This window comes from Gallaecimonas zhanjiangensis, assembly GCF_057624825.1.
Window position 1 is genome coordinate 2,944,085 of sequence record NZ_CM172603.1, and the last position, 23,702, is coordinate 2,967,786.

Below are 23,702 nucleotides of genomic sequence, written 5' to 3' on the forward strand. Positions count from 1 at the left end.
GCCTTACCGCCAAAAGCAGCGCTAAAAACAGTGCGAATTTATCGAAGCAATCCCCATGGCAGCGACCTGACGCCACGCTTTGCCCACCCCGTTTGGCGTGTCACACTTAGCGCTTTGCACCAGAAAAGGACCTGTTACAACGTGGCTTCTGAATCCAAGGCCGTGATCTACGCCGCCATGGCCGGCAACCTGCTTATCGCCGTCACCAAATTTATCGCCGGGGGCATTACCGGCTCCTCGGCCATGCTGTCCGAAGGCATTCACTCGGTGGTAGACACCGGCAACCAGGGCCTGCTGCTGCTTGGCCTAAAACGGGCCCAGCGCCCCGCCGATGCCAACTTCCCCTTCGGCTACGGTAAGGAGGTGTATTTTTGGAGCTTTGTAGTGGCGATGCTGATTTTCAGCATCGGCGCCGGGGTCTCTCTCTATGAAGGGGTGCGCCATGTGCTGCACCCAGAGCCCATGACCTCGCCGATGGTGAACTACGTCGTGCTGGCGCTTGGTATCGTCTTTGAGGGAGCCTCCTGGGCCTTTGCCCTGAACGAGTTTCGCAAAACCAAGGGCAAATGGACTTACATGGAAGCGGTGCAGCGCGGCAAGGACCCGTCCATGTTCATGGTGGTGTTTGAAGACTCGGCGGCGCTGCTGGGGCTTTTTGTCGCCCTAGGCGGGGTGGCCCTTAGCCAAGTCACCGGCAACCCGGTCTTTGATGGCGCCGCCTCCATCGTTATCGGCCTTATTCTGGCCGGCACCGCCATTTGGCTGGCCATTGAAACCAAGGGCCTGCTGATCGGCGAAAGTGCCAATAAAAGGGTGGTAGACGGCATTCGCCGCCTGGCAGAGAAAGAGCCGCTGGTTGAGGCCGTTCATGAGCTGCTGACCATGCACATGGGCCCTGATTTCGTGCTGGTTAATATTAGTGTGCGTTTTGACAGCCAAAGCAGCGCCGTGCAAATCGAGCAGTGCATTGCCCGCCTGGATAAAGCCATTAAAAACGAATTTACCACCGTCAAGCGGGTCTTTGTGGAAGCCGAATCCTATTACGGGGTGGATAACGGCACAGTTGAAAACTCAGAAAACAGCTAACACAGCATAACCCTGGCTAAAGGACCCTGTATGAAAATACGGGGTCTTTTTATAGGCGATTAAAAAGTAAAAGAAAAATAAAGAATAGCAGCAGATTACTTTTTCACTTTATTACCAAGTGCTTTTTCATTGAGGGAAAGTTTCAAATGTAAAACACCGGCATTTTCTCACTACCTATACTCGGCAACGCTATGCAGCGAGTACATCGACAAGATGTTTCATCATAAAGACAAAAACGCCGAGGAATAAAATATGTTCACCGTTAAAAGAACCAGCCCGGGTTTAACCCTCGGGCTGCTGGGGAGCCTTTTTGCCAGCCATCCGGCCCTGGCCGCCATCGAAGGTTATGCCACCTTAAATGGCGGCACCACCGGCGGCGCCGGCGGCAATGTGGTCTATGCCACCACCGGCACAGAGATCAACCAGGCCATGTGCAGCCGGGCCGCCGACGACACCCCGCTTATCATTTACGTGACCGGCACCATCAACCACGGCAACACCAGCAAGGTATCGGGAAGTTGCGATACCACCGACAGCGAAATTCAATTCAAGCGAGTCAGCAACATTTCCCTTATCGGTACCGACCAGGGCGCCCTGTTTGACCAGATAGGCATTCATATCCGCGAAGCGTCCAATATCATCATCCGCAATATCCATGTGCGTAACGTGAAAAAGTCCGGCTCGCCCCTTTCCAACGGCGGCGATGCCATCGGCATGGAAAGCGACGTGCACAATATCTGGGTAGACCACAACGAGCTGGAAGCCTCAGGGGGCGAAAGCGACGGCTACGACTCCCTTATCGACATGAAGGCCACCACCCAGTATGTGACGGTGTCCTACAACTACCTGCACCATTCAGGCCGGGGCGGCCTGATGGGCTCGAGCGATTCCGACACCGACAACACCTATGTGACCTTCCACCACAACTGGTACGAAAACGTCGACTCGCGCATGCCGCTGCTGCGCCACGGCACCGCCCACGCCTACAACAATTACTACAACCACATCAGCAAGTCCGGCATGAACCCCCGTATCGGCGGGCAGATCAAAGCCGAGAACAACGTCTTTGAAGACGCCCAGAACCCCATCGGCACCTTCTATACCGACGACATGGGCTTTTGGGATGTCAGCGGCAATATCTTCACCAATGTTACCTGGCTGGATAACGACACCAACCACCCGGCCGGCCCCAACCCGGTATCCACCACCAGTATCAGCATCCCCTACAGCTACCAACTGGATGATGCCAATTGCGTCAAAGCCATTGTGCTGGCCAGTGCCGGGGTCAATAACGGCCTGCAAGTCTCCGATGGCAGTTGCAGCACCCAGGGCGGTGGCGACAACGGCGGCGGTGACAATGGCTCGGGCGGCGATAACGGCGGTGGCAGCGGCGAACTGGGCAGCAACCTCTCCCTTGGCGCCGGCTCCGACGGCTCCAGCAAAGGTAGCGGCAGCTATGGCGATGTGCGCGATGGCGACATGGCAAGTTACTGGGCCCCCAGCAGCGCCACCGGCCGCATCTCCATCAAATGGAGCAGTGCCACCAGCCTTAACACCATCGTTATTCGCGAAGCGGCCGGCTTTGAAGGCCATATTCAAAACTGGACAGTGGTGGACAACGATACCGGCAACACCCTGGCCAGCGGCACCGGCGCCGGTACCATCACCTTTAATAGCGTCAGTACCCATAAGGTGAATTTCAATATCACCAGCAGCAACGGCACCCCGACGGTGGCGGAGTTTGAAACCTATAATGCCCAATAAAATAAAAAGCCCCGCCCGGGGCTTTTTTATTTTTCAAAACCTGTAGGAAATGACAGTTGCTAGAAAAGTATTCACAGCCTTTCCCCCACTTAATTCCTTTGCTGTGATGTTACTCACACTCAAAAAATTAAAAAACAATTAAAAGATAACAACTAACTTACAAACAAGGAGTGTTATCCATGAAGAAAGTCATTTCACTTTTTTTCGCCACAATGACATTGCTTTCTGCATTCAGCTTACAAGCGGCTGTTCCCCATGCCTTCCTCATTTACTACTACGATTCTCCGGAAATGGTAAATGTTGTCGGCTGGTATTACCGAGGCTGCTACACAACAAACAGCTGGGGAGTAAAAACCCCGTACTATCGCTACGATGAAGAATCGAATTTCGAGTGCGAATAAATCAGTGAGAAAAAGGCGCCCAAGGGCGCCTTTTTAGTTAGTGGCTCTTTTACACTGCGGATGTATAGCTGCCTTTTGGTAATAAGGCATCACCTTGGGCACTTGGTCCGACAGCGCCTGGATACGGCTGGCAGGGCTGGGGTGGGTAGAGAGCAGTTCTGGCGGGGTGTCGCCGGCGTTTTTCTCCATGTTGTGCCACAGCACCACCGCCTGGTTGGGGTCAAAACCGGCCTTGGCCATCAGCTCCAGGCCGATTTGGTCGGCTTCCGATTCGTGCTTGCGCGAATAAGGCAGCAGCACCCCCACCGTCGCCCCCACCCCAAGAGCCGCCATATAGAGCCCTTTGTTGTCGACATTGGACAGGCCAAGGGCCACAGCGGCCAGCACCGAGACGCCCGAATAAATCTGGTTTTGGGTGAGCCGCTCGTTGGAATGGTGAGCCAATACGTGCCCAACCTCATGGCCGATAACGGCAGCCAGCTGATCTGGGGTTTGCGCCACTTTAAGCAGGCCCGAGTACACGCCAATCTTCTTGCCCGGCAAGGCAAAGGCGTTTACTTCTTTGGAATCAAACACCACCACTTCCCAATCCCCTTGCTGCTCGGCTGGCAACACCCGGGTGATGGCACCGGCCACGCACTGCACGTACTGGTTGGTCTTGGGGTCGGTATCAATCTTCTCTTTCTTTTTCAGCTCGTCAAAAGACTGGGTACCCATCTGGGCCATGGTCGACTCGTTGTTAAACAACAACTGCTCACGGCCGGTGGGGCTTTGGGTACAGGCGCTCATCAGCAATGCCACCATGGCCAGGCTGAAGGTCTTCTTCATCTTGTTGCTCCTCCTGGAGTTTTCCCTATTGTTTCCTCAGTCGCCGCTGAGCGCAACAGCCCTTGGCCTGTGCCGGCCTTGTGTTAAGTTATCGACCTGTTTATTGCAGGAGTATCCCAGGTGCCTTATCACATTCGCCCCATGAAACCGGCCGACAACGCCGCCGTCGCTCAGGTGATCCGCGACGTCTCAGCCGAATATGGCCTGAGCGCCGACAAAGGTTATGGGGTGTCCGACCCGCACCTAGATAACCTTTTTGACTACTACCGGGAGCTTGGCGGGCGCTATTGGGTGGTGGAGCTTGACGGGCACATTCAGGGTGGCGGCGGCATGGCGCCATTAAGCGGCGCCAGCGACACCGTTTGTGAGCTGCAAAAGATGTATTTTCTACCCTCGCTTCGCGGCCAGGGTGCTGGCAAGGCCCTGGCCGAGCTTGCCATGGCAGAGGCAAGGCAAAGCGGCTTTAAGCTCTGCTACCTCGAAACCACCGCCGCCCTTGGCGAGGCGCTGGGGCTTTACCAAGCTTTGGGGTTCAAGCAGCTCACCCACCCCATGGGAGAAACCGGCCACGGCGACTGCGAGATTTGCATGGCAAAAACCTTGTAACGCCCACAACGCAAAAAAGCGCCCGATGGGCGCTTTTTTACTGCTAAGGCTTAGCCTTTGAGTTTGGCGTCGATGCTGAAGCGGCCAGCGCCCAGGACCATCAGTGCCAGGTAACCACCGGCGATGGAGATGTTTTTGTAGAAGTTCAAAAACTGCGCCTGGTCACTCAGGTTAGAGTGGAAGATAAAGGCGGAGACAACGCTGAACACAGCCATGGCCAGGGCCACAAAGCGGGTTTGGTAGCCGACCAGCAGGGCCAGGGAACCACCCACTTCCAGCAGGATAACCAGCGGCAGCAGCGCACCGGGTACGCCCATGGATTCCATCCAACCAGCGGTGCCTTGGTAGGCGGAAATTTTGCCGATACCAGCCTGGATAAAGAGCAGGATAAGCAGCACGCGGGCACCCAGGGTAAAGACGCCAGCCAGGGTAGAGTTGGGGTTAAATTTGATGATTTCGGTTTTCATGATGATTGCTTCCAAATCGTGTTGAGTTGATGGAGAGCATTATCCTCTTTTAATTTAGAACTAAAACTCCATAAAATCAGCAATACCATTCTATTTTATAGAATAATTGAAGCGCCCAGCGTTTTCTCACCAAGGCCAGCTATCACTGAGCTGCAGGCATAAAAAAAGCGCCCTATGGGCGCTTTTTCAATGGCTTAAGCCTTAGCTCGATAAGTCGTCAAAGAAGCGTTTCACGCTGTCAAAGAAGCCTTCGGCCTTGGGTTTGTGACGCTTGGCAGACTCACCGGCGAGGGTCTTTTCCAGCTGTTCGAGCAGCTCACGCTGTTCGCTGGTCAGGCTGACCGGGGTTTCCACCACGGTTTTGACCATCAGATCGCCAATGGCGCCGCTACGTACCGATTTCACACCCTTACCGCGCAGGCGGAACATGCGCCCGGTTTGGGTGCCCTCAGCCACCTTGAGCTTGACCCGGCCATCTAAGGTCGGCACTTCAATCTCGCCGCCAAGGGCCGCGGTGGTAAAGCTAATCGGCATTTCGCAGTAGAGGTTGTTACCGTCACGCACGAAGATGGGGTGGTCTTTGACGTGCACCTGCACGTACAAGTCCCCCGCCGGCGCACCAAACTGGCCCGCCTCCCCTTCTCCTGCCAGGCGAATACGATCGCCAGTGTCGACCCCGGCGGGGATCTTCACAGACAAGGTCTTGGTCTTTTGCACCCGGCCCTGGCCGTGGCACTTATCGCAAGGGTCGGTAATTTCCTTACCAGAGCCGCCACAGGTAGGACAGGTCTGCTGGACCGCAAAAAAGCCCTGGCGCATCTGCACCTGGCCTATACCGTTACAGGTAGAACAGGTCTTGGCGCTGGTGCCGGGCTTGGCGCCGCTGCCGTCACAGACATCACAAGGCGCGTAAGTGGGCACCTTGATCTCTTTGGATACCCCACGGACCGCCTCTTCCAGGCTCAGCTCCATGTTGTACCGCAGATCGGCGCCCCTGGCTTGCTGCCGGCCACCGCCACGACGGCCGCCACCGAAAATGTCGCCGAACACATCGCCGAAGATATCGGCAAAGTCGGCGCCACCGGCGCCACCACCAAAACCGCCGCCGCCCATGTTCGGGTCGACCCCGGCATGGCCGTAACGGTCGTAAGCGGCGCGTTTGTCGCTGTCGGTCAAGATCTCGTAGGCTTCTTTAACCTCTTTGAACTTGGCCTCGGCTTCAGCGTCGCCAGGATTGCGGTCCGGGTGATATTTCATGGCGAGCTTTTTATAAGCCCGCTTGATGTCTTTCTCTTCGGTGCCGCGCTCGACGCCCAGCACTTCGTAGTAATCACGCTTCGACATAAATCTCAGGTCCGCTTGAAACGATTGACGGGCGCACATGGGCGCCCGTGTTTATAAGGCCGGGGCCTTACTTTTTATCGTCGTCTTTAACTTCTTCGAACTCGGCGTCAACCACGTCGTCACCGCCCTGGTTGCCACCGGCCTGTTGGCCGCCGGCAGCTTGTTCCTGCTGCATTTTTTGCTGCAGAATTTCCATCAGCTTGCCAGAGGCTTCAATCAAGGCCTGTTGCTTGGCTTCAATTTCGGCTTTATCGGTGCCTTTGATGGCGGTTTCCAGCTCGCCAAGGGCCGCTTCGATTTTGGCCTTGTCGTCGCCGCTCACCTGGTCGCCGGCTTCTTCAAGCTGCTTGCGGGTACCGTGTACCAGCGCGTCGGCTTGGTTACGCACCGACACCAGCTCTTCGAACTTCTTGTCTTCCTCGGCGTGGGCTTCGGCGTCGCGCACCATTTTCGCCACTTCGTCGTCGGACAGACCGGAAGACGCCTTGATGGTGATCTTCTGTTCTTTACCGGTGGTTTTGTCCTTGGCAGACACGTGCAGGATACCGTCGGCATCGATGTCGAAGGTGACTTCGATTTGCGGCATACCGCGCGGGGCGGCCTGGATACCGTCCAGGTTGAACTGGCCCAGGGACTTGTTGTCGCTGGAGCGCTTACGCTCACCTTGGAGCACATGGATGGTCACTGCAGACTGGTTGTCTTCGGCAGTAGAGAACACCTGGCTGTGCTTGGTGGGGATGGTGGTGTTTTTCTCGATGAGCTTGGTCATCACACCGCCCATGGTCTCGATACCCAGCGACAGCGGGGATACGTCCAGCAGCAGCACGTCTTTTACGTCACCGGCCAGTACGCCACCTTGCACCGCAGCACCGGCAGCCACCGCTTCGTCAGGGTTGACGTCTTTACGGGGCTCTTTGCCGAAGAACTCGGTTACCGCTTGCTGCACTTTAGGCATACGGGTCTGACCGCCGACCAGGATAACCTCGTCGATGTCGGACACGGACAGGTCAGCATCCGCCAGGGCCACTTTCAGCGGCTCGATGGTGCGGGTGATGAAGTCTTCAACCAAAGATTCCAGCTTGGTGCGGGTTACTTTGATGTTCATGTGCTTGGGACCGGTGGCATCTGCGGTGATGTACGGCAGGTTCACGTCGGTCTGCTGCGCAGAGGACAGCTCAATCTTGGCTTTTTCAGCCGCTTCTTTCAGACGTTGCAGGGCCAGCTGATCTTTAGTCAGATCAACGCCTTGCTCTTTCTTGAACTCTTCAACCAGGTAGTTGATCAAGCGGTTGTCGAAGTCTTCGCCGCCCAGGTGAGTGTCACCGTTGGTGGCCAGTACTTCGAAGGTGTGCTCGCCGTCCAGTTCGTCAATCTCGATGATGGAGATATCGAAGGTACCGCCGCCAAGGTCGTATACGGCGATTTTCTGGTTGCCTTTTTTCTTGTCAAGGCCGTAAGCCAGCGCGGCCGCAGTGGGCTCGTTGATGATGCGCTTCACTTCCAGACCGGCAATTTTACCGGCGTCTTTGGTGGCCTGACGCTGAGAGTCGTTGAAGTAAGCCGGCACGGTAATAACCGCTTCGGTTACCGGCTCGCCGAGGAAATCTTCGGCGGCTTTTTTCATTTTCTTCAGCACTTCGGCAGAGATCTGCGGCGGAGCCAGTTTTTTGTCTTTTACGCCAACCCAGGCGTCGCCGTTGTCGGCAGCGATGATGGAGAACGGCATGATTTTCACGTCACGCTGTACTTCATCGTCAGTGAAACGACGACCGATCAGACGCTTGATAGCGAACAGGGTGTTTTTCGGGTTAGTCACCGCCTGACGCTTGGCGGACTGGCCAACCAGGGTCTCGCCATCGTCGGTGTAGGCGATAACAGAAGGGGTAGTACGAGCACCTTCGGCGTTTTCAATAACGCGCGCTTTGTCACCATCCATGATGGCCACACAGGAGTTGGTGGTGCCCAGGTCGATACCGATAATTTTGCCCATATCAGTCTCCACTAAACAGCTTGATAGTTGATGGTTGATAACGTGGGGGCCTTGCTTGAATTTTCAAGTCCGTTATCAACGAATTGCCTTTGACCCTTATGTGGGGAGGGACAAATCCCTTTTCAAGGCAAAAACAGAAAAAAACCCGGCTTTTGCCGGGTTTTTTAGCAAAAGCACGTTAACCGGCGGTGCTGACCACCACCATGGCCGGGCGCAGCAGGCGGCCATTAAGGCTGTAGCCCTTTTGCACCACGGTCAGCACGGTGTTGGCCGGATGTTCGGGGCTTGGCTGCATGGCCATGGCCTGGTGCAGTTCAGGGTTGAAAGGCAGGCCCACCGGGTCTACCACTTCCAGACCGTATTTGTTGGTGGCTGAGTGGAAGGATTTCAACGTCAGCTCAATACCTTCAAGCATCGGCTTGAGGGCTTCGTCGCTGACATCACCCAGCTCCAGGGCGCGCTCCAGAGAGTCAGCCACCGGCAGCAGGTCGCCAGCAAACTTCTCCAGGGCAAATTTATGGGCCTTTTCCACATCCTGGGCGCTACGGCGGCGGATGTTGTCTACTTCGGCCTTGGCCCGCAGCACGGCTTCACGCTGCTCGTTCAGCTCCGCTTCCAGGCGGGCCACTTCCGTTTGCAAATCCACTTCTGGCAGGTGCTCTTCGGCCGCTGCAGCTTCATGGGCTTGCTGCTCATCCATTGGCTTGTCCGTTTCTTGGGTCATTGCCTGTCTCCTCAATACAACGTGCGGCTTATTATGGGGGCGATAACGCGGGTTTCAAGAGATGCGCGCTCGGTTATACTGCCGATGAAGGCCAAAGGGGCGGATAAATGACGCAAGCTTTTAAAACCATTGCATTAATTGGCAAACCCAAACATGACGGCGCCAACCAGACCGTGATGGCCCTGTACCGTTGGCTGGCGGACCAGCAATATCACCTGCTGGTGGAAGAGCGCACCGCCGAGGGCTTGGACGTGCCCAAAGCCTGCCTGCGCGACCTCGCTTCCCTCGGCGAAGAAGCAGAGCTTGCCATCGTTGTAGGCGGCGACGGCAACATGCTGGGCGCGGCCCGGGTGCTGGCCCGTTTCGATGTGGCAGTGATTGGCGTTAACCGCGGCAACCTCGGCTTTTTAACCGATCTTGCCCCCGACAACTTCGAAGCGCCCCTAAAAGAGGTGCTGGCCGGGCGTTTTCAAACCGAGTACCGCTTTTTGCTCGATGCCCAAATTTACCGCCATAAGCGGCTGGTGGCTTCCAATACCGCCGTCAACGAGATGGTGCTGCACCCCGATAAGATTGCCCACATGATCGAATTCTCGGTGAGCATCGACGAGCAGCATGTCTACAGCCAGCGCTCAGACGGCCTGATTGTCTCCACCCCAACAGGCTCCACCGCGTATTCACTGTCCGGCGGCGGCCCCATCGTGCACCCGAAGATGGACGCCATCGTGTTGCTGCCGATGTTCCCCCACACCCTGTCGAGCCGGCCGCTGGTGGTGGAGGGCAACAGCCTTATCACCCTGAAAGTCACCTCCAATACCGACGACTTGCAAATCACCTGCGACAGCCAAGTGGTGCTGAGCCTGCAACCTGGCGACGAAATCCGCATCCAAAAGAGCGCCTTTCCGCTGCGCATGGTGCATCCGCCAGGCTACGACTACTACGAAGTGCTGCGCTGCAAATTGGGCTGGGGCTCAAAACTTTACTAGCCCCCTCTTTACTGTATGAAAATCCAGCTTATACTGGATGCAATTACAGTAAGGAGCTTTCTCAATGCTGGTCCAACTCACCGTCAGTAACTTTGCCATCGTGCGTTTTCTGGAACTGGAGTTCAGCCGGGGCCTGACCGCCATCACCGGTGAGACCGGTGCCGGTAAATCCATCGCCATCGACGCCCTGGGCCTTTGCCTTGGCGAGCGCAGTGAGGCCAGCATGGTGCGCCCTGGCGCCGACAAGTGTGAAGTGGCGGCCCGCTTTGATGTCAGTGCCCTGCCCCTGGCTCAGGCCTGGCTAAAAGACAATGAGTTGGACGACGAGCAGCAATGTATTTTGCGCCGCACTGTCACCTGCGAAGGCCGCTCCCGCGCCTTTATCAACGGCCAACCGGTGCCGCTCTCCCAGCTAAAGCAACTGGGGGAAAGGCTGGTGAATGTACACGGCCAGCATGCCCACCACGCCCTGTTAAAGCCCGACCATCAGTTGGTGCTGCTGGACCAATACGCCGGCCACAAAAGCCTGCAAGAAGAGGTGCGCAGCGCCTGGCGCGCTCAAAAGGCCCTGCGCCAGGAGCTTAGCGAGCTGCAAAGCACCGAGGCCCAGCGCGACGCCCGCCGCCAACTGCTCGAATACCAGGTTCAGGAGCTGGACCAATTCGCCCTGGAAGAAGGGGAATTTGAGAAAATTGAGGCAGAGCACCACCGCCAGGCCAATGCCGCCAACCTCATCAGTGAATCGGGCCAGTGTTTGGCGGTACTGTGCGAGGATGACCAGCTCAACGTCAGCGACATGCTGCGCCAGGTCACCGACCGCCTTGGCCGCCTGCAAGGCGACGACGCCGCCCTTGAGCCCATAGTAGCCACCTTGTTTGATGCTGCCGCCTTGCTGGACGATGCCAGCCACGAGCTGAGCCGCTACCAGCAGCGCCTGGAAATCGACCCCGAGAGTTTTGCCCAGCTCGAAGAACGCCTCAGCAGCGCCATTAATCTGGGGCGCAAACACAAAATTCCCACCCACGAACTGCCAGTACTGCACCAGCAATTGGCCGAAGAGCTTAAATCCCTCACCGACAGCGACGACCGCTTGGCCGCACTGGAAGCGGAAGTGGCAAAAGCCCAGCAAGATTACCTGGCCTGCGCCCAGCGGCTCAGCCAAAGTCGCGATCGTCACGGCAAAGCCTTGGCTAAAGCGGTGCAAAAAGTGGTGCGGGAGCTCGCCCTACCCCACGCCCAATTCGATATCGACATCGCCTTTGACGGCGAAGCACCCGGCGCCAGTAACGGCCTGGATAAAGTGCAGATGCTGGTTTCCACCAACCCCGGCCAGCCGCTGGCGCCCATGGCCAAAGTGGCCTCGGGCGGCGAGCTGTCGCGTATTGGCCTGGCTTTGCAGGTACTGACATCCAAGCAAGAGCAAACCCCAACCCTGATTTTTGACGAAGTGGATGTGGGGATCTCCGGCCCCACCGCCGCTGTGGTGGGTAAATTGCTCAGAAGCCTTGGCGAGCACAGCCAGGTGATGTGCGTGACTCACTTGCCACAGGTGGCAGGCCAGGGTCATCAGCAGCTTCGGGTTACCAAGAAGACCCAAAAAGACAGTACCGAGACCCAGATGGAGGCCTTGAGCGGTGACCAACGCATCGACGAATTGGCCCGTTTGTTGGGTGGAGATGTGATAACCGAGGCAACCCGTGCCAATGCCAGGGAACTTTTGGCACAATAAAGGCTCTGTTGCTGCATGTTGCCGGGCGAGGCTATCATGCGCCTGAAAGTTTTGAGATGGATAACAGAATGAAAAATGCCTTGCTGGCCCTGACCCTGGGCCTGAGTGTGATGAGTTTGAGTGGTTGCGGCCTGATTTACCGCATCGATGTGCCCCAGGGCAATTACCTGGAACAAGACCAGATTGACAAGCTGCAACCGGGCATGACCCAGGAGCAGGTGACTTACGTGCTGGGGACTCCCCTGCTCAAAGACAGCTTTAAAAGCGGTACCTGGTATTACAAGTACCTTTACCGGTCAGGGCGTACCGGCACCAGCATCAGCAAAGATGTGATAGTGCAGTTTGATGCCAGCAATAAGCTCAAAAGCATCAGCGCCGAAGACTTTAAAATTCCTGCCGCTTTTGGTGGCAGCCCGGCGGCGGCCACCAAGGCCGACACCAAAGCCGGTTAAGTGTCTGCGCGCAGGGGGTTGGGTCGGCCCCCTGTGGTTTTATCGGCGCGGCCCTCTTCTTTGGCCTTCTCGGCCCGGCGGCGGCGAATATCTTTAGGATCGGCGGTCAACGGCCGGTAAATTTCGACCCTGTCTCCCTCCCGCACCTTGTCGCTCAGCTTGCAGCTGCGAGACCAGATCCCGACATCATTTTTGGCAAGATCAAGGTCGCTAAACCGGCCCAACATGCCGGAGCGTTCTATCACCTCCTGCACCGTTGCCCCTTCCACGACCTTCAACGCGATGAGTGCCTGGCGCTCAGGCTCGGCGTAGGCCACTTCCACATTTAGCAGGCGCTCAGTCACGGTATATCTCCATGGCGCGCTGGCAAAAGGCATTGACCATGGCGTGGGTCAACTGCTGGAAAATACCACCAAAAGCGATGCCCACCAGGGTGGAGGAAAACTCGAACTCCATTTCCAACTTCACAGTACAGCCCTTCTCGCCGTGGGGCAGGAAATGCCAATTACCCCGTAGGAACTTAAAAGGCCCATTGACCAGTTCCATGGCGATACGGTCGGGTGCAAAAAGGGTGTTACGGGTGGTAAAGGACTTACGCACCGGCCCTTTGGCCACGTCCAGGGTTGCGGTCATGGCGTTATCGGTCTGGCCCAGTACCCTCGATGCCACGCAGCCCGGCAGAAAGGCCGGATAGCTGGGCACATCATTAACCAGATCAAACATGGCCTGGGGAGGAAAAGGTACTTGAGCTTGTCGCTGAATGCGCGGCATGGCGTTTTGCATTAACTATGGCTTTGCAGCGAATGATATCACTTGTTATCTGGCTGGGCATCCGGGCAAAATGCCATGCATTCAAACAGCCTTTGCGTATAATGCGCGCATGACCAAGAAAAAAGCCCTCAAAGGCGGTGACACCGACATCGCCCAGAATAAAAAAGCCCGTCACGACTACTTTATCGAAGAAACCTTCGAAGCCGGTCTTGCCTTGCAAGGCTGGGAAGTAAAGAGCCTGCGGGCCGGCAAGGCCAACATCAGCGAGGCCTATATCGTCCTCAGGGACAGCGAAGCCTACCTGTTCGGTGCCACTATTCAGCCGCTCAATACCGCCTCCACCCATGTGGTGGTGGACCCGACCCGCACCCGTAAATTGCTGCTCAACCAGCGCGAGCTGGAAGTCCTTTATGGCCAAGTGCACCAGAAGGGAAAAACTGTTGTGCCACTGAAGATGTACTGGAGCCGTGCCTGGGCGAAAATCGCCATTGGTATCGCTCGCGGTAAAAAAGAGCACGATAAGCGGGATGATGTAAAAGACCGCGATTGGCAGCGGGAAAAAGCCCGGGTCATGAAACGTGGTTAAAAAAAGGCGCCCCTAAGGGCGCTTTTTTATTCAGACAAAAATGGCTTTGAGTACGAAAAACCCCAGGCATATCGACGACACCGCCACCGGATACAGCAAATAGCTGTCGCGGCGGCGCCGGCCTCTTTTGATGGTGATGTTGCACAACATGACGTTGAACAATACCAGCATCACCGGCACTGACAGCGCCCAGGCGCCTACCAGGTGGGATTGGCTCATTCCGTAACTCGCTACCAGTACCAGATTTAATAAAATCAGGTACATCAGGAACTTCTGGATAGCATCAACACGCCGCTTACGCTCCGGTATCGCCATAATCCATCTCGCTCAGCAAGTCTGTCTTTAAGACTAAACGACCGAAAATGAACCTATGTTTAGCACACCGGGGGCTTTGTTGTTACATACGGCTAACGGGTTACCGGTTCATTGGCCTTGGCCGCTTTGTCTGCCTGAGTCAGGGCATTGCCCGGTTGTTGACGGTCAAAAATAGACAACAAGCTGGCCTGGGCCTTTTTGGTCAATAGCAGGATCTCAATACGCCGGTTGTCACTGGCATCGGGGTGAGACTTGTCTACCGGGGTACGGTCAGACATGGCCGCTACCTGCAACACCCGCTGCTTGGGCATGCCGCCAATCTCCAGTACCCTTCTGGCCATCAGGGCCCGGTCACCAGACAGCTCCCAGTTGCTGTACTGGTTGCTCTGGTAAGGGATAGAGTCGGTGTGGCCGGAGATCACTATGCCGTTTTTGACGTGCTGAAACACCGGCGCCAGGGCCATCAACAGGTCTTCAAAAAACGGGCTCATGTTCACCGAGCCACGGGCAAACATCTGGCGGTTTTTGTCATCCTGAATACTGATGCGAAGGCCTTGCGGCACCACTTCCACGTCCAGGTTGTTGCTGGCAGTCAATTGCTTGGCCATTTCCTTGATAACAGCGGCCAGCACCGCCAGAGATTCTGGAGACTGGAAATCCCCGTCGATAATGGAGTCGAGCTTGGGCCCCTGCCCTTTGCCCGGCTCCACATCCCCTTTGGGCACCTGGCTATACATGGAGATGCCGGATTTACGGTCGCCGCTGGTCAATAGCTGCGCCGCAACGCGCTCAACAATGGCCGGCTGGCCTTCAAGGTCGATGGGAAAGGGGCTGTTAGACAGGTCAAAGGGGTTCTTGGACTGGTCAAACACCGAGTAGTCACGCAGATTGGACGCCAGCACGTTGCGCTCTTTTTGGTTGGTGACCGACAGCAGCCACAGCACCAAAAACAGTGACATCAACGCCAGAGTAAAGTCGGCAAAGGCCACCTTCCAGGCGCCACCGCTCTGCTCTTCGTGGCCAGAGCGGCGCTTGCGCTTGATGATGACCGTTTCGTGCGGTGTCCGCTGCATCACATGGCCTCGCTATCGAGCCAGCGTTCCACAGTGGCAAAGCTGGGTTTAACGTCCATCTCCAGCACCCGGCGCCCGGCGTCCACGGCCAATAGCGGCGATTTACCCGCTACGTGGGAAGTCAGCACCGCCTTTACGCATTCAAGAGTGGAGATTTTGCGGTGCACCAGCTCGGCCATGGCAGCGCCAGCCGGCTCAAACAGGCAGTAACAGCCGAAGATACCGATAAAAGTCCCCACCAGCGCCGCCGCCACGTGCACACCGATCTCCCCCAAGGGGCCATCGAGGTGCTGCATGGTGATGATGATACCGCCCACCGCCGCCAGGATACCGAAGCCGGGCATGGCTTCACCGGCGCGGTGCAGGGCCTTAGAGGCGCGCAGCAGGTCGTCTTCGATGGCCAAAATCTCTTGCTCCAGCACCGCTTCAAATTCGTGGGCCGATATTTTGCCCATGGCCAGCATCCGCAGGTTGTCGGTGATGAAGTTCACCAGAATGGGCTCTTTGAGCACCTCGGGAAAACGCTGAAACAGCGGGCTCGCCATGGGCGCTTCGATATGCTCGTCCAGCACTTTGAGGCCCTTTTGGCGAATTTCGTCCAGCAGGGTGTGCATAATCATCAGCAGTTCGCGAGCCAGCTGCGCCTCGCCCTTACGGCTGGCCAGCAGCCCTTTGAGCTGGTGCAGTACTTCTTTGAGCACGGTTGTGGAGTTACCGATAACCATCGAGCCCAGCGCCGCCCCGAGGATGATCACCATCTCGGAGGGTTGCCACAGGGCAATGAGTTTGCCGTTTGCCATCACAAAGCCGCCGAAGACGCAGAGCGCGACCAGGCCAACACCTAACAGTTTTTGCATTTTCAGTGCCTCTCAAGAAAGGAATTGAGATTGCTCAGACACTCTTTGTGCAACTGGCAAACCCGGGATTCAGTGAGTCCCAGTACCTGGGCGATTTCTTTCATGTTCAGTTCGTGCTGGTAGTAAAGGGTCAGTAGTAGCTGCTCACGAGGATTGAGCTTGCCCAGCACTTTGGCCAGGGTCCGCTTGATCTCGAACACATCACTGTTACCACCGGCCGGTTCCAACTCTTTTACCAGCCAGTCATCCAAGTGCTGCATCTCGCAGGCCTGGTTGGCGTACACCAACTCCCGCACCTGTTCGATGGTGATACCCATTTCATCGGCTATCTCCTGCTCCGCCGGCTCGCGGCCAAGGCGGTTGTAGAGCTTGCGATGATTGTGGTTGAAATCGTGGGCTGCCTGGCGCACCTGCCTTGGCCGCCAGTCCTGGCGGCGCAGCTCGTCCAAAATGGCGCCGCGCACCCGCTTGAAGGCAAAGCTTTCAAAGGCTTCGTCAGGAGTTCCGTAACGGCGGATGGCCTCAAGCAAGCCCATCAGGCCCACCTGTTCAAAGTCGTCCATGCCAAACGAGGCGCTGACCTGGCTACGAAGGTGCGAACAGGCCCTTTTGACCAGGTGGGCATAGCGCCGCATCAGCAGGGCTTCGTTGCTGGCACTGCTGTGGGAAACGGGGTCGAGGCTTTCTGCGCGGTACGGTTCCATTGCCGTTCTCCTACTGAACAACCACTTTGGTAAGCAGTACTTCATCCAACGACAGCTGATAGCCGTAACGCTTGACGGTCTCGAGGATCTTGCCTTTGAGCGCTTGTTGTAGCGGCTCGATATTCTGGATGTCTTTGCGAACCTGATCGTATTGGCGGTTGGCAAAATACTGCATCAGGGCGTTACGAATAACCGGCTCCAGTTCATCGCTTTCCTTGGGCACCCGAGGGTCATGGCTGACCAGAGCCAGCTCCATCATCATGTAGTGCTGCACGTCGTCGCCGGGAATGGAGATAACGAACTTGCCAAGGGGGTGAAATATTGCCTTTTCGCTCATTTTCACCGCCGGCGGTGGCGCCGGAGCGAACAGCTTTTTCACATCCAGCATGCCGCTGTAAACGGCATAACCGGCGCCTGCCAGCACCAGTACCGATACCCCGGCAAGAGCCAGCAACAGGCTTTTTTTCTTGCCCGAAGGGGGCGTTTTTTCCGTTTCGTTCGCCACTGCGTTGACTCCTTAGGCTGTTGTGCTCACCCAGCCTTGGGGGAGATCAGGCTGAGCACGTTGTTCATCGTCGCCGCTGGCAGTCACCTGCGCGGCCATGATCTGAGGTTCTTGGGAACGGGGGTCACCGCTACCCTGGCGTCCGGACTGGCCCCTGTCCTGGCCCACCGATACTTCCACCTGGGTGCCGTGCTGCTGCACCAAATCCAGGCGCAGCCGGTCGAGTTGTTGGTGCAGCATGTCCCGCACCATTGGCTGGCTGGCCTGCAGGTGCACGCTCAGACGATCGCCTTCCATGCGCACCGTCAAATCGACCCGGCCCATATCCGGCGGGTCTAGCCGCACCCGGGCTTCTTTGATTTGCTGGTTCACTTGCAGCTGCAAGCGATCGCCAAGGGCCGCAGCCAGCTCCTGGCCGTTTTGCAATTGGCCCGGCTGGCTTTGAGCCGCAGTAGCCGCCGCCATCTTGATGGGAGCCCATTCCGGCAGCGCCGTTAACTTGCCAGTACCGCTTTGCTGGCTTGCCAGCAAGCTGTCTTGGCTGGGGGCGCCAAGATGGAGGTTCTTATCGGTACTGCTCATCAGCTCCAGCTTGTCGAGCTTGAGGGCGTCGCCTCCCCCTTGAGCCAGCTTCGGCTCTTTGGCACCGGCTCCGCCAATGCTATCTACTGTGCCGGTTGCACTCGCGGCAGTGGCATCCTGGCTGGGATGGGCCGGTATTTTTAGGGTGATTTGCGAAAAAGGCAGGTTGAGGGTCAGTACCTTCGCATCTGCAGTACTGTCGCTTTTGTCCTGCGTTTCAGTCTTTTTGTGTGGATCTTTATCATCCGCTTTGGGTTTCGCTGTAGCCTCGGTCAGCGCAGCTTGAGCAGGCTCTAAAGCCACTGGCGCCTTGGCCTCAGTCTCAGTGGTGTTCTGCTCTTTGGCAGGCACCTTGATATCGCGAAAACCGCGCAGCGCCAGCGCCGTTGGGGTGTCCTGTGAGCTATCTGCGCCCTCGCTCGTATCCTTGCCGTTGACAGTGGCTTTAGATGCGGCCTCGGCGGCAACCTCTTTGGGCGTCAGCGCATCCTCACCGGCGCGCTGCGGGTCGGTTGCCTGAAGCTGCGGCTGCGCAAAAGTCTGTGGCTTGGCCTCGGCTCCGGCTTTGACAGCGGCCATCTGCCGGCCAAAAAAACCCTTAGGTGCGCTGTCGCCACTGGCCTTGATATCGCCGGCCTTGGCAAATTGACTCACCGGTGCAGCAAAATTATGGGTTTTCATCAAAAGTCCTCTAGCTGCTGGTAGGCCCTCAGGCCTTCCTGCCGGTCCTGGTGTTTGTTGAGCGTTTGCTGTAACCGCTGCATCTGCTGCTCGGCCAGTGCTCTGGCCTGGCCATGGGCGCTGGCCAGCTGCGCAACCGCTGGCGCCAGCTCTTTGGGCTCGGGGCCAAGCTGGCCCATCAGGCGGGCAACTTGCCGGTCTAATTGGGCCAGTTGCTGCCAATTGCCCTGCTGTGCGCTGTCTAACAAGGCCTTGGCCAAAGCCAGGACCTGCTGCGATGAAATTGACGCCATCCGGTTATTGCCTGTCATTTCTCCAGCTAGAGCAAAGCAAATGCCAAGCCAAGAATTTAATCAAACAAAATCAATGAGTTAAAACCGAACCCTCGCCATTGCGGAAGCGCCGCTTCCGCATGGGGAAAAATAAGGGGAAAAGACGGCACCAGAGGAAAAAGACAGGCTCAAGGCAAAAAAAAGCGGCCTAGCTGGCCGCAATGTTTTCCCATCCGTCCTTGAGGTCTCCCATCACCTTGTAGATGACCTCCAAGCCGGACAAATCGTTACTGACACTGACTTCAAACAGGCGCCGGCCACAAAAATCGTAAAGCTGGTGCAGGTTTTCGGCCAATTGGCCGCCTTTTTCCCTGTCCAGTGCCGTGTCCAGGCCACTTAAGATATCCAGGCACTTAGCAATGGATTTGGCCTTACGGTCAAACTGTTTGGCTTCGATGTGGCCTTCTACCCTGGCCAGCTCGTCTAAAAAGCCCTCAATCAGCATCAGCACCAGGTGGTGCGGGTCGGCAGAGGCGGCCCTGGCATCCAGTTGGGTGTGCTTGTAGGCATCAAAGCCGGAATCATCAAACATGCTTGCTCCTGCGCGCTATTAACCGAACAAACCTGAGGTCTGCTGCATTTGGCTGACGATGGTCTGCATCTGAGTGAACTGCGAAACGTAGCGGTTGTATTGTTGCTCCATTTGCAGATCAAAAGCATCCATGCGGTCACTAAGCCTATCCAGGTTCGCCTGAGTACTGGAGATGGTGGTCTTGAACACTGAGTCTGTGCCATTAACATAGCTATCGAGCATGGTGTCGAGCTTGTCCATCAGCCCGTCTTTGTTACCCAGCACCTGGTTCAGCCCTGAGGGATTGGCTTCCAAATAATCACCCAGCTTGTCCTCGTCAAGGCTCAGTTTACCGTAACGATCACTCTTAATGCCCATGGATGAGAGGTCGGCGCCATTAAGTAGCGTACGGACCTGCCCTTGCAGCATCCGAGAGGTACTGTCACCAGACAGAGTCGGTGACTGGCCATCTGCGGCGGTAGTGTACTTCTTGATGGTATCGATAAGGGTGTTATAGGCATCGATGAAGCTGTTGAGATCGTCCTTGGTGGCATCCATGTCGCGGCCCACCGAGAAGGTAATGGTCTCACTCGGGTCGGTCTGCACCTTTTTCAAATCGATAGTCAGGCCGTCGATAACGTTATCAAGGGTGTTGGAGTCCGAGCTGATGGTCAGGCTCTGGTCGGCGCCCAGCTGCACTATGGCGTCTTGTGCTTTGCTGAGCTGACTCTTGCCAGCAATAGCCGTGTCCAGATCGCTCAGAGCCGGGTCGCCATCGGTGCTGATGCTCATGGCATTGTCCGCGCCGGTTTTCTCACTGGTCAGCATCAGTTTGACACTGGTGCCGGTGCGCACCAAAGAGGCCTTGATACCGGTGTTATCGCTGGCGCTGTTGATGGCGTTACGCAGGTCAGCAACGGTAGCGCCAGCCGGCAACTGGCTCATGTCGATACTGAAGCTGTCACTGCCCAGAGCCAGGGTCAAGGTGCCGCTGTTACCCACAGTGGAGGTTTCGGAGGCAAAATCCAGGGCGTATTGGTCGGCGCTGGCCAGCTGCGACACGTGCAGTTGGTACTGGCCTTCGACCGCGTTGGAATCGGCAGTAATGCTGGCATAGCTGTCGTCAGACTGGGTAACGCCGTAATCTTTGAAGGCATCGCTACCCGAGAGCTTGGATACCGCATCCTGAAACGCCGTGAGCTGAGTGGAAATGGCGTTATAGGCACTGAGCCGGTTTTTGTAATAGGTCTGCTGGCTGGAAAAATACGAGTCCATCTTGGCCCGGTCGGCCTGCACGTATTGAGTGGCCAGACTTTGCACGTCAAATGAGCTGCTGCTTACTGTTGCCATTGTTGCATCCTATTAGAAAAACGGGGAAAAGCCCCCGCGATGCAGGGGCCTTTGCGACTGCGATTAGCGCAGCAGTGAACCAACCAGGCTGGTGACGGAGTTGGCGTTGGACAGTACGCTCACGCCGGTCTGCATCAGCAGCTGTTGTTTGGTCATGTTGGAGGTTTCGGCGGCAAAGTCGGCATCCATGATGCGGCCTTTAGCAGCGTCGGTGTTCTGGCTGATGGAAGACAGGTTATTGATGGTGTGGTCAAGACGGTTGATGTTGGCACCGAACTTGGCACGAGCAGCACCGATGGCGTCTTGCAGGGTATCCAGGTTGTCCATGGCGGTAGAAGCAGTAGCGCTGGTGATGGCCGTACCGGCGGTGGTGATACCACCGGTAATGGCAGTGATCTCAGTGCTAGCATCAAAGCTCAGGGTCTCGGTGGAGGAAGCACCGATCTGGAAGGTCACAGCGCCGGTACCCAGTTTGCCACCGGACAGCAGAGTCTGACCGGAACCGTAGGTGGTTTTGGTCATAATACGGGTCAGTTCAGAGCTCAGTTCGCCGTACTCGGAGCTCATAGCGGCTACGTCTGAAGTACCGTTGGTACCGTTAGCTGCTTGGGTAGCGAGGTCTTTCATACGAAAAACGATGCTGGAGGCTTCGTCCAGTGAGCTGTCAGCAGTTTGCAGCATGCTGATGGCGTCTTGAGAGTTACGCTGGGCAACGGTCATACCACGGGTTTGCGCGGTCAGACGGTTGGCGATTTGCAGGCCGGCGGCATCGTCGGCAGCGCTGTTAACGCGCAGGCCGGTACCCAGGCGCTGCATGGCAGTAGACAGCATGTTGTTGTTCTTGGTCAGCGAGTTCTGGGCAACCAGGGACGCAAAGTTGGTCTGAATTGACAGAGCCATGAGTATTCTCCTGAAGGTTAAACGCCGCCGGTGCGGCCATTTGTGATTGCTTCAAGAAATTAAAACGACGCAAGGCAGTAAAAACTAAAACAGCTGCGGGGATTTTTTAAGAGCGATGTCGCAAAAAATGCTCTGTGTATGTCAAAGGCAAAAGGCGCCTTTCGAGCGCCTTAAAAATAAAAAAGCCCCGCCTTGGCGGGGCTTTTTTGCTGTGCGCTTAGCGCAGCAGAGAGCCAACCAAGCTGGTGACGGAGTTGGCGTTGGACAGTACGCTCACGCCGGTCTGCATCAGCAGCTGTTGTTTGGTCATGTTGGAGGTTTCGGAAGCAAAGTCGGCATCCATGATGCGGCCTTTAGCAGCGTCGGTGTTCTGGCTAATGGAAGCCAGGTTGTTGATGGTGTGGTCAAGACGGTTGATGTTGGCACCGAACTTGGCACGGGCAGCACCGATGGCGTCTTGCAGGGTGTCCAGGCTACCCATTTCAGCAGTGGCGCTGGTAGTCAGGTCAACCAAGCTACCTTGGGCAGTGGTGATGGCACCGATTTCGGTAGCACCATTAAAGGCAAGGGTTTCAGTGGAAGAGGCACCGATCTGGAAGGTCACAGTACCGTCCAGCTTGCCACCAGCCAACAGGGTTTGGCCGGAACCGTAGGTGGTTTTGGTCATGATACGGGTCAGCTCGTTTTTCAGCTCGCCGTATTCGGAATCCATGGCGGAGATATCAGAAGTACCGTTGGTACCGTTAGCCGCTTGGGTAGCGAGGTCTTTCATGCGGAACACGATGCTGGAGGCTTCGTCCAGGGAGCTATCAGCGGTTTGCAGCATGCTGATGGCGTCTTGGGAGTTACGCTGAGCAACAGACATACCACGGGTTTGCGCGGTCAGACGGTTGGCGATTTGCAGGCCGGCGGCATCGTCGGCAGCGCTGTTAACGCGCAGGCCGGTGCCCAGGCGCTGCATGGCGGTAGACAGCATGTTGTTGTTCTTGGTCAGCGAGTTCTGGGCAACCAGGGACGCAAAGTTGGTCTGGATTGACAGGGCCATAAGTATTCTCCTGAGGGTTAAAGGCCGCCTCTGCGCGGCTTTGTGATTGCTTCAGGAAAGTAAAACGACGGGCAGGAAGGAAAAATGAAACGCAAAAATCAATTTGCAGAAAATTCAGGCAATCAGAGCGATAACAAACTGACAACTGACTGGCGGGACAGGTTAGCCTGGGCCATCAAAGCCTGAAGCTGGGCACCAAAATCGCCCCCCTTGATATAGCTTTTGATTTCACTGCCAAGGGCGTCTGGGTCCTGGCTGGCCAATTGCGCGGCGGAACGCAACGCCTCCATACGGGCCATCAGTTGCTGGCGCTGGGCTTGCAGCGCCTTACGGTGCTGCTCAAGGGCCACCAGTAAAGCCCTGAGTCTGGCCTTCTCGTAATCAAGATTGGTGCCTTCGAGGCCGTCAGCCAATTGCTCCAGCACCTGGGGCTGGGCATCAAGGCCAATGGGAATAGGGTTGCCGGCCGGCACTCGGATGCCCTGCCCCTGGAAGGTCCATGGCGATGAGAACAATGCCTCGGGGCCGGTCAGTTGCAGCTTACCCTGGCCACTTAAGCTGGCCGTGATCCCAAGTCTGGCAAACTGGGGGGCAAGTTCTGCAAGGGCGCGGCTTTGGCTGGCCTGGGCACCCAATTTCAGTGACAGGTTATTGCCGCCGGGCAGGCCGATACGCACGGTCTCGCCCTGATTGCGGGGGCTCAGCAAATCGACCCGGTTCATCAGATAGTGACTTTGGCCCTGCTTGCTGTTGGGGCTTAGCTCCCCGTCCAGCCAGCCGTCGCTTTTGACCTGATGTGCCAAGGCCCTGGCTTGGTTGGCCAGGGCCTGGGATTGTCCGCCGTTTTGATCCAACTGCCGGGCAAGGTTGACCAGTTGCCGGTAGGTGCTGACGATGCTCTGCTCCATCGATTGCAGCATCGATAACCGGCTTTGCGCCTGGCTCATCAATGCCCACTGGCCGTGGCGCTGCACCTTAACCCCTATCTCGCCGCCGCTGTCACGGTTTTGCACCTTGGCCGGCGCCTGGGCTTCGTCATAGCCAGAGCCGGCTGCCACCCCCAATGTTTGGGGGCGGGTGTCCTTGCTGTTAAGGGCGGAGATCTGCATGGCC

27 protein-coding genes are annotated in these 23,702 nt (G+C 56.7%); 8 read left to right on the plus strand and 19 right to left on the minus strand.

Annotated elements, in window-relative coordinates:
* Positions 1–141: 141 nt before the first annotated feature.
* The 3 genes from AC22G1_RS13980 (at position 142) to AC22G1_RS13990 (ending at position 3,251) form a co-directional block, all read left to right on the plus strand.
* Positions 142–1,086, plus strand: coding sequence for a cation diffusion facilitator family transporter (locus tag AC22G1_RS13980; protein WP_487313908.1), 945 nt, complete (start codon positions 142–144; stop codon positions 1,084–1,086).
* Positions 1,087–1,338: 252 nt separating this feature from the next.
* Positions 1,339–2,850: a pectate lyase family protein gene (locus tag AC22G1_RS13985; protein ID WP_487313909.1), complete on the plus strand. Its 1,512-nt coding sequence runs from the start codon at positions 1,339–1,341 to the stop codon at positions 2,848–2,850.
* A 179-nt stretch (positions 2,851–3,029) separates the two neighbouring features.
* Positions 3,030–3,251 (plus strand): hypothetical protein, encoded by a 222-nt coding sequence (locus AC22G1_RS13990; RefSeq protein WP_487313910.1) that lies wholly within the window; start codon positions 3,030–3,032, stop codon positions 3,249–3,251.
* A 33-nt stretch (positions 3,252–3,284) separates the two neighbouring features.
* On the opposite strand, the gene AC22G1_RS13995 is transcribed toward AC22G1_RS13990, so the two are convergent.
* Entirely contained in the window at positions 3,285–4,079 is a 795-nt protein-coding gene (locus AC22G1_RS13995) for a M48 family metallopeptidase (protein WP_487313911.1), read from the minus strand.
* Positions 4,080–4,220: 141 nt separating this feature from the next.
* Here AC22G1_RS13995 and AC22G1_RS14000 point away from each other — a divergent pair, with 141 nt between their 5' ends.
* The gene (locus AC22G1_RS14000) at positions 4,221–4,685 is read left to right on the plus strand and encodes a GNAT family N-acetyltransferase (protein ID WP_487316727.1); all 465 of its coding nucleotides are present in this window, start codon (positions 4,221–4,223) and stop codon (positions 4,683–4,685) included.
* Between the two features lie 50 nt (positions 4,686–4,735).
* On the opposite strand, the gene AC22G1_RS14005 is transcribed toward AC22G1_RS14000, so the two are convergent.
* From AC22G1_RS14005 to grpE, 4 genes are all read right to left on the minus strand, one after another.
* On the minus strand, positions 4,736–5,152 hold the full coding sequence (locus tag AC22G1_RS14005) for a DoxX family protein (protein WP_487313912.1): 417 nt from the start codon (positions 5,150–5,152) through the stop codon (positions 4,736–4,738).
* A gap of 201 nt (positions 5,153–5,353) precedes the next feature.
* Positions 5,354–6,496 carry a molecular chaperone DnaJ gene (gene dnaJ / locus AC22G1_RS14010; protein ID WP_487313913.1) on the minus strand — a complete coding sequence of 381 codons (1,143 nt, stop codon included), beginning with the start codon at positions 6,494–6,496 and terminating at the stop codon, positions 5,354–5,356.
* Between the two features lie 67 nt (positions 6,497–6,563).
* The gene (gene dnaK, locus AC22G1_RS14015; RefSeq protein WP_487313914.1) at positions 6,564–8,486 is read right to left on the minus strand and encodes a molecular chaperone DnaK; all 1,923 of its coding nucleotides are present in this window, start codon (positions 8,484–8,486) and stop codon (positions 6,564–6,566) included.
* Positions 8,487–8,664: 178 nt separating this feature from the next.
* Positions 8,665–9,210: a nucleotide exchange factor GrpE gene (gene grpE / locus AC22G1_RS14020; protein ID WP_487313915.1), complete on the minus strand. Its 546-nt coding sequence runs from the start codon at positions 9,208–9,210 to the stop codon at positions 8,665–8,667.
* A 107-nt stretch (positions 9,211–9,317) separates the two neighbouring features.
* Here grpE and nadK point away from each other — a divergent pair, with 107 nt between their 5' ends.
* The 3 genes from nadK to AC22G1_RS14035 all read left to right on the plus strand — a co-directional run bounded on the left by nadK (position 9,318) and on the right by AC22G1_RS14035 (position 12,377).
* Positions 9,318–10,196 carry an NAD(+) kinase gene (nadK, locus tag AC22G1_RS14025; protein ID WP_487313916.1) on the plus strand — a complete coding sequence of 293 codons (879 nt, stop codon included), beginning with the start codon at positions 9,318–9,320 and terminating at the stop codon, positions 10,194–10,196.
* 64 nt (positions 10,197–10,260) lie between these two features.
* Positions 10,261–11,925, plus strand: coding sequence for a DNA repair protein RecN (gene recN, locus AC22G1_RS14030; protein ID WP_487313917.1), 1,665 nt, complete (start codon positions 10,261–10,263; stop codon positions 11,923–11,925).
* 68 nt (positions 11,926–11,993) lie between these two features.
* Positions 11,994–12,377: an outer membrane protein assembly factor BamE gene (locus AC22G1_RS14035; protein ID WP_487313918.1), complete on the plus strand. Its 384-nt coding sequence runs from the start codon at positions 11,994–11,996 to the stop codon at positions 12,375–12,377.
* Here AC22G1_RS14035 and AC22G1_RS14040 read toward each other — a convergent pair.
* Together AC22G1_RS14040 and AC22G1_RS14045 are read right to left on the minus strand one after the other, a co-directional pair.
* On the minus strand, positions 12,374–12,754 hold the full coding sequence (locus tag AC22G1_RS14040; RefSeq protein WP_487313919.1) for an RnfH family protein: 381 nt from the start codon (positions 12,752–12,754) through the stop codon (positions 12,374–12,376). The two genes, AC22G1_RS14035 and AC22G1_RS14040, sit on opposite strands and share 4 nt — an antisense overlap.
* The gene (locus tag AC22G1_RS14045) at positions 12,714–13,148 is read right to left on the minus strand and encodes a type II toxin-antitoxin system RatA family toxin (protein ID WP_050658525.1); all 435 of its coding nucleotides are present in this window, start codon (positions 13,146–13,148) and stop codon (positions 12,714–12,716) included. Before AC22G1_RS14045 ends, AC22G1_RS14040 begins: the two co-directional genes overlap by 41 nt.
* A 109-nt stretch (positions 13,149–13,257) precedes the next feature.
* Between AC22G1_RS14045 and smpB the strand changes: the two genes are divergently transcribed.
* Complete coding sequence (gene smpB / locus AC22G1_RS14050) at positions 13,258–13,734, plus strand: SsrA-binding protein SmpB (protein WP_050658446.1); 477 nt, start codon at positions 13,258–13,260, stop codon at positions 13,732–13,734.
* A 30-nt stretch (positions 13,735–13,764) separates the two neighbouring features.
* On the opposite strand, the gene AC22G1_RS14055 is transcribed toward smpB, so the two are convergent.
* The 12 genes from AC22G1_RS14055 to AC22G1_RS14110 form a co-directional block, all read right to left on the minus strand.
* Positions 13,765–13,998, minus strand: coding sequence for a hypothetical protein (locus AC22G1_RS14055; RefSeq protein WP_487313920.1), 234 nt, complete (start codon positions 13,996–13,998; stop codon positions 13,765–13,767).
* 143 nt (positions 13,999–14,141) lie between these two features.
* A complete protein-coding gene (locus AC22G1_RS14060; protein ID WP_487313921.1) occupies positions 14,142–15,122 on the minus strand; it encodes a flagellar motor protein MotB in 981 nt (326 codons plus the stop codon).
* Positions 15,122–15,979 carry a flagellar motor stator protein MotA gene (motA, locus tag AC22G1_RS14065; protein WP_487313922.1) on the minus strand — a complete coding sequence of 286 codons (858 nt, stop codon included), beginning with the start codon at positions 15,977–15,979 and terminating at the stop codon, positions 15,122–15,124. Before motA ends, AC22G1_RS14060 begins: the two co-directional genes overlap by 1 nt.
* Before the next feature lie 2 nt (positions 15,980–15,981).
* Positions 15,982–16,683: a FliA/WhiG family RNA polymerase sigma factor gene (locus tag AC22G1_RS14070; protein WP_487313923.1), complete on the minus strand. Its 702-nt coding sequence runs from the start codon at positions 16,681–16,683 to the stop codon at positions 15,982–15,984.
* Positions 16,684–16,693: 10 nt separating this feature from the next.
* Positions 16,694–17,188, minus strand: a complete 495-nt coding sequence (locus AC22G1_RS14075) for a flagellar basal body-associated FliL family protein (RefSeq protein ID WP_487313924.1) — start codon at positions 17,186–17,188, stop codon at positions 16,694–16,696.
* Positions 17,189–17,200: 12 nt separating this feature from the next.
* Positions 17,201–18,451, minus strand: a complete 1,251-nt coding sequence (locus AC22G1_RS14080; protein WP_487313925.1) for a flagellar hook-length control protein FliK — start codon at positions 18,449–18,451, stop codon at positions 17,201–17,203.
* Positions 18,451–18,744 (minus strand): flagellar protein FliT, encoded by a 294-nt coding sequence (gene fliT / locus AC22G1_RS14085; RefSeq protein ID WP_487313926.1) that lies wholly within the window; start codon positions 18,742–18,744, stop codon positions 18,451–18,453. The genes AC22G1_RS14080 and fliT overlap by 1 nt, the downstream gene beginning before the upstream one ends.
* A 187-nt stretch (positions 18,745–18,931) precedes the next feature.
* A complete protein-coding gene (gene fliS / locus AC22G1_RS14090; protein WP_050658438.1) occupies positions 18,932–19,315 on the minus strand; it encodes a flagellar export chaperone FliS in 384 nt (127 codons plus the stop codon).
* An 18-nt stretch (positions 19,316–19,333) separates the two neighbouring features.
* The gene (gene fliD, locus AC22G1_RS14095) at positions 19,334–20,644 is read right to left on the minus strand and encodes a flagellar filament capping protein FliD (RefSeq protein WP_487313927.1); all 1,311 of its coding nucleotides are present in this window, start codon (positions 20,642–20,644) and stop codon (positions 19,334–19,336) included.
* Between the two features lie 63 nt (positions 20,645–20,707).
* Positions 20,708–21,544: a lateral flagellin LafA gene (lafA, locus tag AC22G1_RS14100; protein WP_487313928.1), complete on the minus strand. Its 837-nt coding sequence runs from the start codon at positions 21,542–21,544 to the stop codon at positions 20,708–20,710.
* 217 nt (positions 21,545–21,761) lie between these two features.
* Positions 21,762–22,589: a lateral flagellin LafA gene (lafA, locus tag AC22G1_RS14105; RefSeq protein ID WP_487313929.1), complete on the minus strand. Its 828-nt coding sequence runs from the start codon at positions 22,587–22,589 to the stop codon at positions 21,762–21,764.
* 122 nt (positions 22,590–22,711) lie between these two features.
* A complete protein-coding gene (locus tag AC22G1_RS14110) occupies positions 22,712–23,698 on the minus strand; it encodes a hypothetical protein (RefSeq protein WP_487313930.1) in 987 nt (328 codons plus the stop codon).
* Positions 23,699–23,702 lie beyond the last annotated feature (4 nt).

Excerpts from the sequence above, each read along its gene's own strand:
- AC22G1_RS13985 (WP_487313909.1), top strand. The coding sequence starts at position 1,339 with ATGTTCACCGTTAAAAGAACCAGCCCGGGTTTAACCCTCGGGCTGCTG.
- AC22G1_RS13990 (WP_487313910.1), top strand. The coding sequence starts at position 3,030 with ATGAAGAAAGTCATTTCACTTTTTTTCGCCACAATGACATTGCTTTCT.
- AC22G1_RS13995 (WP_487313911.1), bottom strand. The coding sequence starts at position 4,079 with ATGAAGAAGACCTTCAGCCTGGCCATGGTGGCATTGCTGATGAGCGCC.
- AC22G1_RS14000 (WP_487316727.1), top strand. The coding sequence starts at position 4,221 with ATGAAACCGGCCGACAACGCCGCCGTCGCTCAGGTGATCCGCGACGTC.
- AC22G1_RS14005 (WP_487313912.1), bottom strand. The coding sequence starts at position 5,152 with ATGAAAACCGAAATCATCAAATTTAACCCCAACTCTACCCTGGCTGGC.
- dnaJ (WP_487313913.1), bottom strand. The coding sequence starts at position 6,496 with ATGTCGAAGCGTGATTACTACGAAGTGCTGGGCGTCGAGCGCGGCACC.
- dnaK (WP_487313914.1), bottom strand. The coding sequence starts at position 8,486 with ATGGGCAAAATTATCGGTATCGACCTGGGCACCACCAACTCCTGTGTG.
- grpE (WP_487313915.1), bottom strand. The coding sequence starts at position 9,210 with ATGACCCAAGAAACGGACAAGCCAATGGATGAGCAGCAAGCCCATGAA.
- nadK (WP_487313916.1), top strand. The coding sequence starts at position 9,318 with ATGACGCAAGCTTTTAAAACCATTGCATTAATTGGCAAACCCAAACAT.
- recN (WP_487313917.1), top strand. The coding sequence starts at position 10,261 with ATGCTGGTCCAACTCACCGTCAGTAACTTTGCCATCGTGCGTTTTCTG.
- AC22G1_RS14035 (WP_487313918.1), top strand. The coding sequence starts at position 11,994 with ATGAAAAATGCCTTGCTGGCCCTGACCCTGGGCCTGAGTGTGATGAGT.
- AC22G1_RS14040 (WP_487313919.1), bottom strand. The coding sequence starts at position 12,754 with ATGCCTTTTGCCAGCGCGCCATGGAGATATACCGTGACTGAGCGCCTG.
- AC22G1_RS14045 (WP_050658525.1), bottom strand. The coding sequence starts at position 13,148 with ATGCCGCGCATTCAGCGACAAGCTCAAGTACCTTTTCCTCCCCAGGCC.
- smpB (WP_050658446.1), top strand. The coding sequence starts at position 13,258 with ATGACCAAGAAAAAAGCCCTCAAAGGCGGTGACACCGACATCGCCCAG.
- AC22G1_RS14055 (WP_487313920.1), bottom strand. The coding sequence starts at position 13,998 with ATGTACCTGATTTTATTAAATCTGGTACTGGTAGCGAGTTACGGAATG.
- AC22G1_RS14060 (WP_487313921.1), bottom strand. The coding sequence starts at position 15,122 with ATGCAGCGGACACCGCACGAAACGGTCATCATCAAGCGCAAGCGCCGC.
- motA (WP_487313922.1), bottom strand. The coding sequence starts at position 15,979 with ATGCAAAAACTGTTAGGTGTTGGCCTGGTCGCGCTCTGCGTCTTCGGC.
- AC22G1_RS14070 (WP_487313923.1), bottom strand. The coding sequence starts at position 16,683 with ATGGAACCGTACCGCGCAGAAAGCCTCGACCCCGTTTCCCACAGCAGT.
- AC22G1_RS14080 (WP_487313925.1), bottom strand. The coding sequence starts at position 18,451 with ATGAAAACCCATAATTTTGCTGCACCGGTGAGTCAATTTGCCAAGGCC.
- fliT (WP_487313926.1), bottom strand. The coding sequence starts at position 18,744 with ATGGCGTCAATTTCATCGCAGCAGGTCCTGGCTTTGGCCAAGGCCTTG.
- fliS (WP_050658438.1), bottom strand. The coding sequence starts at position 19,315 with ATGTTTGATGATTCCGGCTTTGATGCCTACAAGCACACCCAACTGGAT.
- fliD (WP_487313927.1), bottom strand. The coding sequence starts at position 20,644 with ATGGCAACAGTAAGCAGCAGCTCATTTGACGTGCAAAGTCTGGCCACT.
- lafA (WP_487313928.1), bottom strand. The coding sequence starts at position 21,544 with ATGGCTCTGTCAATTCAGACCAACTTTGCGTCCCTGGTTGCCCAGAAC.
- lafA (WP_487313929.1), bottom strand. The coding sequence starts at position 22,589 with ATGGCCCTGTCAATCCAGACCAACTTTGCGTCCCTGGTTGCCCAGAAC.
- AC22G1_RS14110 (WP_487313930.1), bottom strand. The coding sequence starts at position 23,698 with ATGCAGATCTCCGCCCTTAACAGCAAGGACACCCGCCCCCAAACATTG.